At 70.2% G+C, this 15,705-nt stretch carries 10 protein-coding genes; 5 read left to right on the plus strand and 5 right to left on the minus strand.

Translation table 11 applies throughout. The features are described 5' to 3' along the window. Positions 1 to 17: 17 nt before the first annotated feature. Positions 18 to 1,802, minus strand: coding sequence for a thiamine pyrophosphate-requiring protein (locus ACLBWH_RS17075; RefSeq protein WP_447800030.1), 1,785 nt, complete (start codon positions 1,800 to 1,802; stop codon positions 18 to 20). 209 nt (positions 1,803 to 2,011) lie between these two features. Here ACLBWH_RS17075 and ACLBWH_RS17080 point away from each other — a divergent pair, with 209 nt between their 5' ends. The 3 genes from ACLBWH_RS17080 to ACLBWH_RS17090 all read left to right on the plus strand — a co-directional run bounded on the left by ACLBWH_RS17080 (position 2,012) and on the right by ACLBWH_RS17090 (position 7,627). Then, positions 2,012 to 3,091: a serine hydrolase gene (locus ACLBWH_RS17080; RefSeq protein WP_322848392.1), complete on the plus strand. Its 1,080-nt coding sequence runs from the start codon at positions 2,012 to 2,014 to the stop codon at positions 3,089 to 3,091. 131 nt (positions 3,092 to 3,222) lie between these two features. Further along, the gene (gene polA / locus ACLBWH_RS17085) at positions 3,223 to 5,979 is read left to right on the plus strand and encodes a DNA polymerase I (protein WP_447800032.1); all 2,757 of its coding nucleotides are present in this window, start codon (positions 3,223 to 3,225) and stop codon (positions 5,977 to 5,979) included. A gap of 133 nt (positions 5,980 to 6,112) precedes the next feature. After that, on the plus strand, positions 6,113 to 7,627 hold the full coding sequence (locus ACLBWH_RS17090) for a lipopolysaccharide biosynthesis protein (protein ID WP_447800034.1): 1,515 nt from the start codon (positions 6,113 to 6,115) through the stop codon (positions 7,625 to 7,627). A 50-nt stretch (positions 7,628 to 7,677) separates the two neighbouring features. On the opposite strand, the gene purH is transcribed toward ACLBWH_RS17090, so the two are convergent. The 4 genes from purH to ACLBWH_RS17110 form a co-directional block, all read right to left on the minus strand. After that, positions 7,678 to 9,240: a bifunctional phosphoribosylaminoimidazolecarboxamide formyltransferase/IMP cyclohydrolase gene (gene purH, locus ACLBWH_RS17095; protein ID WP_447800035.1), complete on the minus strand. Its 1,563-nt coding sequence runs from the start codon at positions 9,238 to 9,240 to the stop codon at positions 7,678 to 7,680. A gap of 58 nt (positions 9,241 to 9,298) precedes the next feature. Then, positions 9,299 to 11,065 (minus strand): heparinase II/III family protein, encoded by a 1,767-nt coding sequence (locus tag ACLBWH_RS17100; RefSeq protein WP_447800036.1) that lies wholly within the window; start codon positions 11,063 to 11,065, stop codon positions 9,299 to 9,301. Beyond that, positions 11,062 to 11,733 carry a ribulose-phosphate 3-epimerase gene (rpe, locus tag ACLBWH_RS17105; protein WP_322848388.1) on the minus strand — a complete coding sequence of 224 codons (672 nt, stop codon included), beginning with the start codon at positions 11,731 to 11,733 and terminating at the stop codon, positions 11,062 to 11,064. Before rpe ends, ACLBWH_RS17100 begins: the two co-directional genes overlap by 4 nt. Before the next feature lie 516 nt (positions 11,734 to 12,249). Further along, complete coding sequence (locus ACLBWH_RS17110; RefSeq protein ID WP_447800037.1) at positions 12,250 to 13,533, minus strand: RsmB/NOP family class I SAM-dependent RNA methyltransferase; 1,284 nt, start codon at positions 13,531 to 13,533, stop codon at positions 12,250 to 12,252. Positions 13,534 to 13,619: 86 nt separating this feature from the next. Here ACLBWH_RS17110 and ACLBWH_RS17115 point away from each other — a divergent pair, with 86 nt between their 5' ends. Further along, entirely contained in the window at positions 13,620 to 13,781 is a 162-nt protein-coding gene (locus tag ACLBWH_RS17115; RefSeq protein ID WP_447800038.1) for a DUF1674 domain-containing protein, read from the plus strand. 79 nt (positions 13,782 to 13,860) lie between these two features. Next, on the plus strand, positions 13,861 to 15,702 hold the full coding sequence (locus ACLBWH_RS17120) for an AsmA family protein (protein WP_447800040.1): 1,842 nt from the start codon (positions 13,861 to 13,863) through the stop codon (positions 15,700 to 15,702). Positions 15,703 to 15,705 lie beyond the last annotated feature (3 nt).

The raw sequence follows: 15,705 nt of genomic DNA on the forward strand, positions 1-15,705 counted from the left end.
GGCCGCGGCCGGCGCCCTTATCCCGTCACTTCCTTGAACAATTGCCGCGCCGTCTCGGCGATCACCCGGCCGGCGCCGCGGTCACCCTTTGCCATCGACGACATGAACGCCTTGGCCTGCGCCAGCGTCAGATGCGGCGGCAGCGGTGCGACCTCGGGATCGGTCTTCACTTCGAGGATCACCGGCCGGTCGGAGGCCAGCGCCGCCGCCCACGCCGGAGCGAGATCCTCCGGCCGGTCGACGAAGATGCCCTTCAGCCCGATCAATTCGGCGAAGCGCGCATAGGGCACGTCGGGCAGGTCCTGCGTCGTCGGGAAGCGCGGATTGCCCTCCATCACGCGCTGCTCCCAGGTCACCTCGTTGAGGTCCTCGTTGTTGAACACGCAAACGATGAAGCGCGGATCGGCCCAGCGCTGCCAATATTTCTGCACGGTGATCATCTCGGCGAGATTGTTCATCTGCATCGCCCCGTCGCCGACCAGCGCCACCACCGGCCGCTCGGGATGCGCGAACTTCGCCGCGATCGCATAAGGCACCGCCGCCCCCATCGACGCGAGCCCGCCGGACAGCGACGCGCGCTGCCCCTGCTTCAGCTTGAAGTCGCGCGCATACCAGTTGCAGCACGATCCGCTGTCCGAGGTGACGATCGCATCGGCGGGGAGCAGCGGCGACATTTCCCACACCACGCGCTGCGGATTGACCGGCTTGGCCTCGGCCATCGCGCGCGCCTCCAGCGTCTGCCACCAGTCGGCGACGCCCGCCTCGATCTCCCTGCGCCAGCCGCGGTCGGTTTTCGCGTCGAGCAGCGGGATCAGCGCCTCCAGCGTCTCGCGCGCGCCGCCGTGCAGATTGACCTCGGTCGGGTAACGCAGCCCGAGCATGCCGGCGTCGACGTCGATCTGCACCGCGCGCACCTTGCCGTCGGGTGGCAGGAACTCCGCCCAGGGAAAGCCGGTGCCGATCATCAGCAGCGTGTCGGCGCCTTGCATCATGTCCCACGACGGCTTGGTGCCGAGCAGTCCGATCGCGCCGGTGACGAAGGGCAGTTCGTCGGACAGCACGTCCTTGCCGAGCAGCGCCTTGGCGACACCCGCGCCGAGCAGATCGGCGACGCGCACCACCGCCTCGGCGCCGTCGCGCGCACCGGCGCCGATCAGGATCGCGACCTTCTCGCCGGCGTTGAGCACGTCTGCGGCGCGGGCGAGGTCGCGCGGCTGCGGCACGATCAGCGGCCGGCTATAGCCGACGCCCGAGCGGGTGAAGCCGTGCTGGACCTTGGGATCCTCATAGGGTTCGTCCTGCACGTCCTTGGGCAGCACGATCACGCCGACGCCGTTGCCCGCCACCGCGATGCGGATCGAGCGGTCGGTGACGTGGCGGACCTGCGCCGGCGCGGTCGCTTCCTGCACGTAATCGGCGACGTCGGCGAAGATGCGGTCGAGGTTGAGCTCCTGCTGGTAGCTCGCGCCGCGCACCGTCGTCTCCGCCTGGCCCGCGATCGCCAGCACCGGTGCATGATCGAGCTTGGCGTCGTACAGGCCGGTGAGCAGATGCGTCGCGCCGGGGCCGCCGGTCGCCAGGCAGACGCCGAGCTCGCCGGTGAACTTGGCATGCGCGCTCGCCATGAATGCGGCCATCTCCTCGTGGCGGACCTGGATGAACTCGATGCCCTCGCCCGCCTTCTCCGCGCGTTGCAGCGCGCCGAGCACGCCGTTGATGCCGTCGCCCGAATAGCCGTAGATGCGGGTCACGCCCCACGCCTTCAGCCGGTCCACGAAGAAGTCGCTGGTCATCTGTGCCATGGCGGTCGTCCTGATTGCTCGATTGGGGCAGTAACGGACGGGCCGCGGCAATAGTGCCCCGCGATTCGCCGTACCGGTGCCGCGGTTCGTCGCAGCCGACCCGATCGCCGGTTCCTCCGCACCGTTCCTCGGATAAGGATCATCGCCTTGCCAGCTGAGGCCCCTACTCCAGTATGATAGCGTATGGCCGTCCGGCCCGATCGATCCTGATGATCGCCAGTTGCGCCGCCCTCGCCGGCTGCGGCTCGACCTCGCGCCCGATCGGCAGCGGTCCCGCTCCGGCCGAGACGCCGGCGCTCGCCGTATCGATCCCGATCCCCGCCGCCGCCCCGGCGCCGCGCCGCGTCGCCCCCGCGCAACTGACCGGCGCGATAGACGCGCTCGCACGCGATTTCGACGGCAAGTTCGGCATTGCGATCCGCGCGGTCGACGAAGGCTGGACGGTGACCTCGCCGGGCGCGCGCACCCGCCTGCCGCAGCAGTCGGTCAGCAAATTGTGGGTCGCGATGACGCTGATGGACCTGCGCGACCAGGGCAAGGCGCGGCTCGACGATCCCGTCGTCGTGCGGCCCGAGGATCTGACGCTGTTCCACCAGCCGATCGCGATGCTGGTCAAGGGCGACGGCTATCACACCACGGTGGGCGAATTGCTCACCCGCGCGCTGACCCACAGCGACAATACCGCCAACGACCGATTGCTCACTTATGTCGGCGGTCCCGCCGCGGTGCGTGCGATGATCGAGCGCAAGCAATTGGGCGACATCCGCTTCGGCCCCGGCGAGCGGCTGCTCCAGTCGAAGACGGCGGGGCTGACGTGGAGCCAGGCGATGGCGGTCGGCGGCGGCTTCGAGGCGGCGCGCTCGCGCCTCTCGCCCGAGGCGCGCGCCGCCGCGCTCGACGCCTATGTCAACGATCCGCCCGACGGCGCCGCGCCGCTCGCCATCGCCGACGCGCTGTCGCGGCTGGCCCGCGGCGAATTGTTCACCGAAACCTCGACCCGCATCCTGCTCGACACGATGGGCGCCTCGGTCACCGGCCGCGCCCGGCTGCGCGCCGCCCTGCCCGCCGGCTGGCAGATCGCGCACAAGACCGGCACCGGCCAGGACCTCGGCGGCCGCAACGCCGGGTTCAACGACGTCGGCCTGCTCACCGCGCCGGACGGGCGCCGCTATGCGATCGCGGTGATGATCGGCGATTCGCGACGGCCGATCCAGGAGCGCCAACGGCTGATCCAGTCGGTCGCCGCGGCGGTGGCGAGTTACGCCGGGGGCGGGGCGACGGGAGCCTGACCCCTTTCGTCATCCCGGCGTTCGCCGGGATGACGAAGGCTCTGTTACCCCAAAGCCACACTCCGCCAAACCCGGCATGCCCCCCAAGCAGAGGTTGGTGCCGCCCGGCCGATCGGGTAAACGCCACCACGATGCCCCATCTCTATCTCGTCGACGGCTCGGGCTATATCTTCCGCGCCTATCATCGCCTGCCGCCGCTCACCAACAAGCACGGCGAGCCGGTCGGTGCCGTCTATGGCTATACCGCGATGCTGTGGAAGCTCGCCGACGAACTGCACGCGGCGGAGGGGCCGACGCATATGGCGGTGATCCTCGACAAATCGTCGAAGACCTTCCGCAACGATCTGTACGATCAGTATAAAGCGCACCGGCCGCCGCCGCCCGAGGATCTGGTCCCCCAGTTTCCGATGATCCGCGACGCCACCCGCGCCTTCTCGCTGCCGTGTATCGAGACCGAGGGGCTGGAGGCGGACGACATCATCGCCTGCTATGCCAAGGCGGCGCTGGCGCAGGGCTGGTCGGTGACGATCGTCAGTTCCGACAAGGACCTGATGCAGCTCATCGAGCCGGGTCTCGACCTCTACGACACGATGAACAACCGCCGGCTCGGCGCGGAGCATGTCGCCGAGAAGTTCTTCGGCATCGCACCGACGCAGCTCGGCGACGTGCTCGCGCTGATGGGCGACAGCGTCGACAACGTACCCGGCGTCCCCGGCGTCGGCCCGAAGACCGCCGCCAAGCTGATCCTCGAACACGGCGATCTCGAATCCGTCCTCGCCGCCGCGGAGGGGATGAAGAAGGGCAAGCTGCGCGACAATCTGATCGAGCACGCCGGCATGGCGCGGCTGAGCCGCGAACTCGTCTCGCTGCGCTGCGACGTCGCGCTGCCCGAACCGCTCGAGGATCTCGAGCTCAAGGGCATCCCCGACGCGCCGCTGCGCGCCTTCCTCGAACATCACGGCTTCCGTACCCTGCTCGCCAAATTGGGCCAGGTCGCCGACGATCCCGTCCCCGCGCCCGCCTCGGTGCCCTATGAGGCCGATCCGCCGTGCGAGCACGACGCCTATGAAACCGTGATCGACGTCGAGACGCTCGACCGCTGGATCGTGCAGGCGCAGCATCAGGGCTGGGTGGCGATCGATACCGAGACGACCGGCACCGACGCGACCGGCGCCGATCTGGTCGGCGTCTCCCTCGCGCTCGGCGCCAACAAGGCGTGCTATATCCCGCTCGGCCATGGCGGCAGCGACCTGTTCGGCGAGACGCCGCCGCAGATCGAACGCGACGCGGCGCTCGCCCGGCTCAAGATCCTCTGTGAGGACGCATCGGTGCTCAAGATCGGGCACAATCTCAAGTTCGACATGATCGTGCTCGGGCTGCACGGCATCGCGATCGCGCCGCACGACGATACGATCGTGATGAGCTTCGACCTCGACGCCGGGCTGCATGGCCATGGCATGGACGAACTGGCGGCGACGCACCTCTCGCACAGCTGCATCGCGTTCAAGGACGTGGTCGGCACCGGCAAGACGCAGCGCGGCTTCCACGAGGTCGATCTGAAGGCGGCGACGCGCTACGCCGCCGAGGATGCCGACGTCACCTACCGGCTGTGGAAGCGGTTCAAGGCGCGGCTGCCTGCTGAAGAGGCGACGCGCGTCTACGAGATGGTCGACCGGCCGCTGGTGCCGGTGATTGCACGGATGGAGATGCGCGGGATCAAGGTCGACCGCGAGCGGCTGTCGGGCCTGTCCGCCGAATTCAGCGGCCAGATCGCGGGGCTGGAAACGGTGATCCACGGCCTCGCCGGTGCGCCGTTCACGATCGGCAGCCCCAAGCAATTGGGCGACGTGCTGTTCGAGCGGATGGGCATCAAGGGCGGCCGCAAGGGCAAGTCCGGCGTCTATTCGACCGACGTCACCGAGCTGGAGCGGATCGCCGCCGACAAGGATTCACCGGGCGCCGAGATCGCCGCGCGCGTGCTCGACTGGCGACAGTTCACCAAACTCAAGAACACCTATACCGATGCATTGCATGCCCAGATCAACCCGAAGACGGGCCGCGTCCACACCAGCTACAGCCTCACTGGCGCGCAGACCGGGCGCCTGTCCTCGACCGAACCAAACCTCCAGAACATTCCGATCCGCACCGAGGTCGGACGCCAGATCCGCGACGCCTTCGTCGCCGAGCCGGGCAACGTCATCCTCGCCGCCGATTATTCGCAGATCGAGCTGCGGCTGGCGGCGCATATGGCCGACGTGCCGGCGCTGCGCGACGCCTTCGCCAATGGCGACGACATCCACAGCCTGACCGCGATGGAGCTGTTCGGCGAGGTCAACCGCGACACCCGCGGCCGCGCCAAGACAATCAACTTCGCGATCCTCTACGGCATCAGCCGCTGGGGCCTCGCCGGGCGATTGGACGTCAGCGCCGAGGAGGCGCAGGCGATGATCGACCGCTATTTCGAGCGCTTCCCCGGCATCAACACCTATATCGCCGAGACGACGCAGAGCGTGCGCGAACGCGGCTTCACCACCACCCTGTTCGGCCGCAAGACGCACTTTCCGCGCATCCGCAGCAAGGTGCAGCACGAGCGGCAGGGCGCCGAGCGCGCCGCGATCAACGCGCCGATCCAGGGCACTAGCGCCGATATCATCAAGCGCGCGATGGTGCGGATGGAGCCGGCACTGCTCGCCGCGGGTCTGCCCAACGTCCAGATGCTGTTGCAGGTGCACGACGAACTCGTGTTCGAACTGCCCGAGGGCGATGTCGAGGCGGCCAAGCCGGTGATCGAGCGCGTGATGGCCGAGGCGGCGCAGCCGGCGGTGACGCTGTCGGTGCCGCTCGGGATCGAGATCGGGACGGGCGTGAGCTGGGGGGCGGCGCATTGATCGCTACCGTCTCGCACTCACCCTCACCCTGCGCCGCCCTTGGCGTCTTCGCCCTCTCCCGACGGGAGAGGGAGGGAGGCGCGCGGCGCCGGTGGGGTGAGGTTGGGTGCGAGACGCTCACGATCGCCAACCCGTGACCGAATCGAAGGACATCGACGCGCTCGCCAAGGGCGGTCGCACCAATATCGCCGGCTTCGTGCTGCGCCTCGCCGCGCGCATCCCGTTCCTGTTCATCGCCGGCCGCCTCTACGGCCCGGACCTCGTCGGCCGCTTCGCGCTCGCCGTCGTCGTGGTCGAGCTTGCCGCCCTCGTAGCGACGCTCGGGCTTAAGCGCGGGCTCGCGCAGGCGCTGTCGTCGTCCGACCAGCCGCATGTCTGCGTCGTCTGGGATGCGCTGGCGCTCGCCTTCATCCTGTCGATCGCGGCGAGCGCGGTGCTAATCGCCTTCCCACAGGTGATGTACGCCAATACGCAGGTCACCGGGCTCGACCGCTTCCTGCCGTGCATCATCGTCGCGGTGGCGTGGTCCGACGTCAGCCTGTCGGCGCTCGCCTATCGCCACGACGTCAAGGCGGCGGTGACCGCGCGCGCCGTGGTCGAGCCGTGGACGATCTCGATCGCCGCCTGGGTCTTCTCCTTCTTCACGATCAAGGACGGGCTGGTCCTGTCCTATGTCGCGTCGATGACCGCGGCGCTGATCGCCAGTTTCGTGCCGTTCCTGCGCAGCTACGGCCTGCCGCGCGGCTGGTCGCCGCATCCTGGGCAGCTCTTCGCGCTCGCCCGCGCCAATGCGCCGCTCGCCGGCGCGGACGCGCTCGAATGGGGCAGCCGCAACGTCGACCGGTTCATCCTCGGCGTGATGTTCGAGCCGAAGATCGTCGGCATCTATTATATGGCGCAGCAGGTGGCCTCCCTGCCGCAGAAGCTCAAGACCAGCTTCGACCCGATCCTTGGTCCCGTCATCACCAAGAGCCTCGCGGTCAACGACCGTGCCGCGATCGCGCATCAGGTGCGGCAGGTCGCGTTCTGGATCATGGCGGCGCAGGCGGGCCTTGCGTTGATGGGGTCGATCCCTGCTGGCGCGGTGATGGGCGTGGTCGGGCCGCAATTCGTCGCGGGCAGCGCGGCGCTGGGCTTCCTGCTGACCGCCGAGGTGCTCGCCTCGACCGGCGCGGTATGCGAATCGGCGCTGGTCTATACCGCGCGGCATCGCAACCTGATCATCTCGGTGGTGATGCTCGCGGTGCAGATCGCGTTGAGCTTCGCGCTGATCTTCGCGATGCGGCGCCTCGGCTGGCCGACGACGTGGCAAGCGGCGGGGCCGGCGGTGGCGCTGATGGTCAGCGTGGCGCTGACGTCGGTGGTCAAGGCGACGTTGCTCGCCCGCATCCTCGCCGCGCCGGTGTCGCCGTGGCGCTGGCCGCTCTTGTGGGCGGTGGTCGCGGCGACGCTCGTGGGCGGGCTGTTCACCGCGCTGCCGCCGCGGTTCGAATGGCTCGAACTCGCCGGCGGCGAACCGGCGATCGCGGCGACTTATCTGTTCGTGCTGTGGAAATGGGCATTCGGCCCGGCCGACCGGGCGTTGTTCGGCAAGATGCCCAATGCCGAGGAGGCGACCTTGCCCAACGTGGGATCGCCCGTCAGGTAGGTGCTTTTCCAGGACTTGAAGCCCTCCCCGCGAGGGGAGGGCTACAGGCTTTAGTGGCGGAAGTGGCGCATGCCGGTGAAGACCATTGCGAGCCCGGCGGCATCGGCGGCGGCGATCACCTCCTCGTCGCGGATCGAGCCGCCCGGTTGGATCACCGCGGTCGCCCCCGCCTCGACCGCGGCGAGCAGGCCGTCGGCGAAGGGGAAGAAGGCGTCCGAGGCGACCGCCGAGCCGATCGTGCGCGGCGTCGTCCAGCCCGCCTTGTCGGCGGCGTCCTTCGCCTTCCATGCGGCGATGCGCGCCGATTCCAGCCGGTTCATCTGGCCCGCGCCGACGCCGGCGGTGGCGCCGTCCTTGGCGTAGACGATCGCATTCGACTTGACGTGCTTGGCGATCGTCCAGGCGAAGCGGCAGTCGGCGAGTTCCTGCTCGGTCGGCGCCCGCTTGGTGACGACCTTGAGCTCGCCCGGCGTGCCATTGTCGCGGCCCTGCACCAGCCAGCCGCCAGCGATCGACTTGGCAAAGAGGCCGGCACGCGCCGGATCGGGCAGATCGCCGGTCAGCAGCAGGCGCAGGTTCTTCTTGGCGGCGAACAGCGCCAGCGCCTCCTCGTCGGCATCGGGGGCGACGACGACCTCGGTGAAGATGCCGGTGATCGCCCTTGCCGTGGCGGCGTCGAGCGGGCGGTTGACCGCGATGATGCCGCCGAACGCCGAAACGGTGTCACAGGCGAAGGCCTCGGCATAGGCCGCTGCGAGGCTGGACGCCGTGGCGACGCCGCAGGGATTGGCATGCTTGACGATGACGCAGGTCGGCGCGGCGTCGCGGAACTCGGCGACCAGTTCGAGCGCGGCGTCGGCGTCGTTGAGGTTGTTGTAGCTCAGCTCCTTGCCCTGCACCTGGCGCGCCTGGCCTATGCCGCGGACGCCGTCGTTGCTGGTGTAGAAGGCGGCGGACTGGTGCGGGTTCTCGCCATAGCGCAGCGAGGCGGCGCGGGTCATCGTCACCGGCAGCACCGCGGGGAAGGCCTCGGCCTGATCGACGGTGGCGAACCAGCGTGCGATCGCGCCGTCGTAGCTGGCGGTGGCGGCGAAGGCCTTGGCGGCGAACAGGCGACGCTGGTCGAGCGTCGTCTCGCCGGCCGCGACGAGGGCATAATCGGCGGGGTCGGTGACGATCGCGACATACGCATGGTTCTTGGCGGCGGAGCGGACCATGGAGGGGCCGCCGATGTCGATATTCTCGATCACCGTATCGCGGTCGGCGCCGCGGGCGACGGTCGCCTCGAACGGGTAGAGGTTGACGACGACGAGGTCGATCGCGCCGATCGCATGCTCGGCCATCGCCGCGGCATGCTCGGGGTCGTCGCGGACGGCGAGCAGGCCACCGTGGACCATCGGGTGGAGCGTCTTGACGCGGCCGTCCATCATCTCGGGGAAACCGGTGAGGTCCGACACGTCGCGCACGGCGAGGCCGGCGTCGCGCAACGCCTTCGCCGTGCCGCCGGTCGAGACCAGCTCGACGCCCTTCGCGGCAAGTGCTTGAGAAAGCTCGACAATGCCGGTCTTGTCGGAGACCGACAGCAGGGCGCGCTTGATGGAGATGGTGGACATGGTCTTCCTTTGCGGCAGTCGCGCGTCCCCCTAGCGGCGGAACATGCGTCCGAACAGGTCAGATCGCGCGTTTGAGCGCCCAGCTCACGTTGGCGCCGCCCGCCGGCGCCTCGCCGCTGACGATGAGCTGTTGCGTCGGAACCGGCCGGCCCTCGCCGTCGATCCACAGCGAATCCTCGATCGTCAGCGTGCCGCCGCGGCAGCGGAACTGCCAGAGCGCGCCACCGGGCAGGCGGAGCAGCGCGGCGAGGCCATCGGCGGTCGGCGACGCCTCGACCTGCGCGCCGAGATGGAAGCGCACCGCGAACGGCACCACGCCGAGCTTGCGACGGCGCCCCTGCGGCAGCAGCGCATCCTCGCCGCGCAATTCCTTGCCGTCGCCGGTCAGCATGAGCTGGCGGCGGTGGAGGAAGCCCCAGCGGCGGACATAGCCGTCGTGGCTCGCCTCGATGCGGCTGGCGACGTCCGATTCCTGCCGCGACAATTCGACCTCGGCGACACCGCGGCCAAGCGTGCCGTCGGCGAGGATCGCGGTCGAGTTGGAATCGCCGACCACCAGCGTCGAATGCGCCGCCGTGGTGCGCAGCCCCTCTGCATAAGCCGCCGGCAGCTGCGGCACCGCGGCGCGCGCACCGCCGCAATTGACGATCAGCCGGGTCTCGCCGTCCGAGAATTCGAAGGCGAGCGTCGAGGCGCAGCCGCCCTCGACCAATTTGGCGACCGGCGGCGGCGCGGCATCGACGATCAGCACCGCGCCCCCGGCGGCGAGCCGCTGATAACCCCAGTCGCGCGCCTGGCGCAGCGGCCGGGTGCGCACGCCGCTGGCGGCGATCACCGCGGCGAGCGCGTCGGGCATCGCCGGGCCGCCGCCCTGCCAGCTCGACAGCATGCCGTCGCCATGGGTGACGCCGAGCAGCGCCGGCACGGCACGGGTCAGCGCGGTCTGCGCCGCGGCGGGCATCTCCTCGCGCCGCGCCGCATAGGTTTCGCGCAGCATGGCGAGCAGCATGATCGTTTCGAGCAGCATCACCGGGCTGCGCGACACCGAGCCGCCATCCTCGCTGAGCCCGCCGGCGAGCGCGCGGGCGAGCCCCGCCTCGCCGAAGCTGCGGCGCGGGTCGCCGCCGGGGATGAGCAGCCCCGCCGCGACGACGCCGCACCAGGCGGCGATGCGCGGCGCGCCGGGCGGCGCCTTGTCGGCGCCGCGATCGAGATGGCGGGCGCCGCGCGCCAGCGTGTTGAGCACGCTGGACCGGTAGACAAGATCGGTCGACGACAGGATCAGCGGCGCATGCGCGGTCCAGAACAGCAGGCGCCGGCCCCACAGATCGGGGCGCCAGGCGAGCGGATCGACGCGCTCGGCATAATCGCCGAGCCAGCGCGCCATCAGCGCCTCGGCGATCGGGGCACCCTGCGCGCGCGTCGCCACCGTCGACAAATCGCGCAGCCATGCGAAGCTGTGGACGTAATCGGCGAAGGGCTTGCCCCATTCGCCCCGCTTGAAAGCGAGCGTGTCGATCGGATGCGTCTCGCCGCGGAAGCTGAGATCGCCGCGCAGCATCGCCTGGCCGCGGCGGACGTCGCCGATGACGGGGTCGTCGGGCACGGCGATCAGCTTGAGCGGATAGCGGCCCTTGAGCCGCATGCCGTGGATCGGCGTGCGCCACGTCAGTTTGTGCAGCCGTTCGGACAGGCGCTCGGCGAGGCTGAGCCCGCGATCGCCGCCGACGCGCATCAGGCGCTTGCCCTCCTCGATCCCGTCGGGCGGCGTGTCGGCGAGGGTCTCGGCGAAAGGCGCGTCGGGGAGCGGCGACAGGTCGTTCATCCCGCCGCCGGGGTGCCGCGCAGCGCGGCGATGTTGGCGGCGTAGCAGGACGGGCCGCCACGGAAGGCGGCGGTGCCAGCGACGAGCGCGTCGGCGCCGGCGGCGACGCAGCGCGCGGCGTGGACGGGATCGACGCCGCCGTCGACCTCGAGATCGATCGCGCGGCCGGTCTGGTCGATCATCTTGCGGATCGCCGCGATCTTCTTGAGCTGGCTGTCGATGAAGCTCTGGCCGCCGAAGCCCGGATTGACGCTCATCACCAGCACGAGATCGACCATGTCGATGAGATAATCGAGCATCTTGGCGGGGGTGCCGGGGTTGAGCACGACGCCGGCGCGCTTGCCCAGCCCCTTGATGTGCTGGATCGTGCGGTGGATGTGCGGCCCGGCCTCCGGGTGGACGGTCATGCCGTCGGCGCCAGCCTCGGCAAAGGCGTCGAGATAAAGGTCGACCGGCGAGATCATCAGATGGACGTCGAAGGGCTTAATGGTGTGCGGGCGCAGCGCCTTCACCACCGCCGGGCCGATCGTGATGTTGGGGACGAAATGGCCGTCCATCACGTCGATATGGATCCAGTCGGCGCCCGCGGCATCGATCGCGCGGACCTCCTCGCCCAGCTTGGCGAAGTCGGCGGAGAGGATGGAGGGAGCGATACGGACCGGTTGCATGGCCTTTCTCTCTAACCGCCTGTCCTTCTATTACAATGCGCTTGGGGAGCGGAATGGGCGCGGGGTTAACCAATTGTGCGGCGGCCGTGTTGCGGGTCCGCCGCGCTGCGAGGGGAAGGCGCGGTCGCCGGCCTTTCTCCCCGCCGCAGGGGTGGCCCCCGGAACGGGTCGAAACGTCGCGAACGTCCGCATCGGCGGTGGAGACGCACGGTGCTCCTGCGAAAGCAGGAGCCTAGAGTCACGCAAAACAACGTCTTACGGTGTGCGGGACTCCTGGGCTCCTGCTTTCGCAGGAGCACTGGGGCAGTTTCGAAGGGGTCTCGGACACGTCCGGGGTGACGCGTTTTCCGGGTGATCCGCCAGCGTCGACGGCGTTACGCGGGATCGCCACGTGCAGGGACTGGAAGCGGCTCGCCAATTCCTCCCCCGCCAGGGGGAGGTGGCAGCGCGAAGCGCTGCCTCCACCACCACGCTGGCGCGTGGCGGTCCCCCTCCCCCTGGCGGGGGAGGATTGGGTCAGGCGCGTTTCAGCCGGACGATGAAGAAGCCGTCGCAGCCGCCTTGCGCGGTCAGCATGCCCGGCAGCGTGCGGACGTAGCCGTCGGGGTGGACGGGGATACCCGCCGGCAGCAGCGCCGGATCGGGCGCGTCGATCGCATAATCGGGGCGCGCGGACAGGAAGCGGGCGAGCTGGTCCTCGCCTTCCTGCCGTTCGAGGCTGCACGTCGCGAAGACGAGCGTGCCGCCAGGCTTCACCCAGTCGGCGGCGCGCGCGAACAGGCGCGCCTGCAGCGCCGCCATCTCCTCGATGATCGGCGGGTGGACGCGGTGGAGCACGTCGGGGTGGCGGCGGAAGATGCCGGTGGCGCTGCACGGCGCGTCGATCAGCAGCGCATCGGCCGACTCCGCGGGCGCCCATTTGAGCACGTCGGCGGCGATCACCTCCGCCTTCAGCCGCGTGCGGAACAAATTCTCGCGCAGCCGCTTGATGCGCGCGTTGGAGACGTCGACCGCGGCCACCGCGAAGCCGGCGGCCGCGAGCTGCAGCGTCTTGCCACCGGGCGCGGCGCAAAGGTCGATCGCGGTGCCGCGCGCGGCGTCGGCGAGCAGTCGCGCGGGCAGCGAGGCGGCGATGTCCTGCACCCACCAGCGGCCCTCGGCGAAGCCGGGCAGATCGGTGACCGAGCCGGCGTCGGCGATCCGGGCGTGGCCGGGCAGCAGACTGGTGCCGCCGAGTTCGGCGACCCAATGATCGGTCTCGGCGGGATCGGCGAGCGTGACGTCGAGCGGCGGCGGGGCGGCGATCGCCAGCGCCGCGCCTTCGATCATCTCGGCGCCCCATTCGCGCTCCCAGCGCGATTCGGCGAGCGGCGGCAGCGCCGGGATTTCGGGAAGCAGCACGCCCGACCGGACGATCGCGCCGAACACGCCATGGACGAGCTTGCGCGGGCCGCCGTCGACCAGCGGCAGCACGGTGGCGATCGCGGCATGATGCGGCGTGCCGAGGACGAGCGCCTGGACCAGCGCGATGCGCAGCGCCATCCGCGCCTTGGCATCGTCGGGCAGCGGCCGTTCGGTGACCGAATCGATCAGCGCGTCGAGATCGGGCAGCCGGCGCAGCACCTCGGCGGCGATGGCATGCGCGAGGCCGCGGTCCGGGCCGTAGACGTGGCGCGTCGCGGCGACGAGCGCCTGTTCGAGCGGCTCGCCGCGGCGCAGGACCGCATCGAGCAGGCGCAGCGCGGCGCGGCGGGAGGGGGTGCCGAGCGCGTCGGAATCGTTGGTCTTGGGACGGGGCAAACTTGTCTTACCTGGGTGCGAGGACGATATGAGGGGACGATATGGGGAACCGTTATGGAATCCACCCCTTAGACCGGAGAGCTGCGATGGGCCAACGTCCCGACCATGTGAAGCCGCCCGCCTATCTGAGCCGCAATCCGCCGGTGCCGCAGCCGGAGGCGAAGACGTTCGCGCAGCCGGACCCGCTCGGGCTCGATCCGACGCGCTACGGCGATTGGGAGCTGAAGGGTATCGCGATCGACTTCTGACCATTTCGGAACCATGTCGGCCTGATGCGCGTCCATGATGCATGTTAGGATGCCTTGCGGCTCGGGCCGAACAATGGGTGTGAGGCCGGGCAGGCGTTTCCTCCTGCTGACCATCGCCGCGGTCGTACCGCTGACCGCGCTGCTCGTCATCGCGGCCTTTCCATTTGGGATGCTCAAAAGCGTCGTCGCCGACCGGCTGAGCAAGCGCTTCGGGCGGCCGGTGACGATCGCGGCGATGACGCGGACCGACGGGTTCGGCTTCACCCCGACGATCGCGGTGCGCGGGGTGCGGATCGCGCAGGCGGATTGGGCGGGCGGCGGCGATTTCCTGCGGCTGCGCGAGGCGAAGGTCAGCTTTCCGGTGTGGCCGCTGCTGACCGGCACATTCAAGCCGCGCGACATCGTCGTCGACGGATTGCAGCTCGCCTTGGTGCGCGCCGCCGACGGGCGGACCAACTGGTCGCGGCCCGGCGGACCCGAGCGCGGCGGATCGTCCACCGATCTCAAAGGGTTGACCGTAAGCGACAGCATCATCGCCTATCGCGACGACAAACGGCAGCGCAGCGCGCGCGTCGCCTTCGCATCGGACGCGAAGGGCTTGAGCGCCAGCGGCAGCGGGACGATCCGCGGCACGCCGGTCCGGATCGCGCTCACCGGCGCCTCGGTCGCGCAGCCGGCGGCGGGGCCGTGGGCGTTCACCGCGACGATCGACGGCGCCGCGCTGCACATGCGCGCGACGGGCACGACCGACCGGCCGCTCGATACCGATGCGATGACGCTCGACGTCGCGGCGCGCGCCGCCGACCTTCGGCTGATCGACGCGGTGATCGAGGCGGGGCTGTTCGGGACGCAGCCGGTGGCGCTGACCGCGCACGTCCGCCACGCGTCGCCGCGGTGGATCGTCACCGACCTCGACGGCACGATCGGCCGGTCCGACATCGCCGGTCACGTCACCGTCGACAAACAGGACGGACGCACCAGGCTGGACGGCGCGGTGACGGCGAGGCGGTTCGACTTCGACGACCTCTCGTCGGACGAGGGGCTCGCCAAGGGTGCCGCGCTGGAGCGCGCGATCGGACCGCGGCTGGTGCCCAACACCCGCATCGACCTCGCCAACATCGACCGCACCGACGGGCGGATCGCGGTGCACGTCGCGCGCGTGTTCAGCCATGGCGGCGGCACGTCGGTGACGGGGATCGACGGTGTGCTGGCGCTCGACCACCAGCGGCTGCGGGTCGCGCCGCTGACCGTGCGGCTCGCCGGCGGGACGGCGCGGGGCAGCGTGACGGTCGACCAGCGCGGCGGGGCGAAGACGCCGACGCTGGCGGTCGACCTGCGGCTGGTCGGCACGCGGGTGGAGGCGTTCGACGGTGCCGCGGGCGCGTTCACCGGGCGGGTCGAGGCACTGGCGCGGCTGCGCGGGCGCGGCGACACGATCCGCGCGGCGATCGGGCGATCCGACGGCAGGATCGGTTTCACCATCCGCGACGGCAGCCTGCCGGCACGTTATGCGGCGGCGCTGGGGTTCGACGCGGGGCGGGCGCTGCTCGCCGGCGGCGACGACAGCGCGCGGCTGCGCTGCCTCGTGCTGGCGCTGCCGGTGCGCGGCGGGCGCGGCACCGCGGCGCCGCTGGTGGTCGACACCAGCGCGAGCCAGTTGCGCGGCACGGGAATCGTGCGCTTCCCCGACGAGCGGATCGACCTGCGGCTGACCGGCGCGCCCAAGGGAAACAGCCTGCTGCGGCTGCCGGGATCGGCGTTCGTGACCGGCAGCCTCAGCGATCCCCGATTGACCGTGCCGGCGGAGGTGAAGTCGGTCGGCAACATCTTCAAGGCGATCGGCCGAGCGCTCACCGGCCGGCAGGGGCCGAGCGCGGTGGATGCGGATTGCGGCGGGCTGGTGGCGCGGGCGCTGCGATAGGGG

It is taken from the genome of Sphingomonas sp. M6A6_1c (genome assembly GCF_053345135.1).

What these genes read in the sequence shown, in the direction of transcription:
- rpe (WP_322848388.1), bottom strand. Translation starts at nt 11,733, where the DNA reads ATGCAACCGGTCCGTATCGCTCCCTCCATCCTCTCCGCCGACTTCGCC.
- ACLBWH_RS17080 (WP_322848392.1), top strand. Translation starts at nt 2,012, where the DNA reads ATGATCGCCAGTTGCGCCGCCCTCGCCGGCTGCGGCTCGACCTCGCGC.
- polA (WP_447800032.1), top strand. Translation starts at nt 3,223, where the DNA reads ATGCCCCATCTCTATCTCGTCGACGGCTCGGGCTATATCTTCCGCGCC.
- ACLBWH_RS17100 (WP_447800036.1), bottom strand. Translation starts at nt 11,065, where the DNA reads ATGAACGACCTGTCGCCGCTCCCCGACGCGCCTTTCGCCGAGACCCTC.
- ACLBWH_RS17075 (WP_447800030.1), bottom strand. Translation starts at nt 1,802, where the DNA reads ATGGCACAGATGACCAGCGACTTCTTCGTGGACCGGCTGAAGGCGTGG.
- ACLBWH_RS17115 (WP_447800038.1), top strand. Translation starts at nt 13,620, where the DNA reads ATGGGCCAACGTCCCGACCATGTGAAGCCGCCCGCCTATCTGAGCCGC.
- purH (WP_447800035.1), bottom strand. Translation starts at nt 9,240, where the DNA reads ATGTCCACCATCTCCATCAAGCGCGCCCTGCTGTCGGTCTCCGACAAG.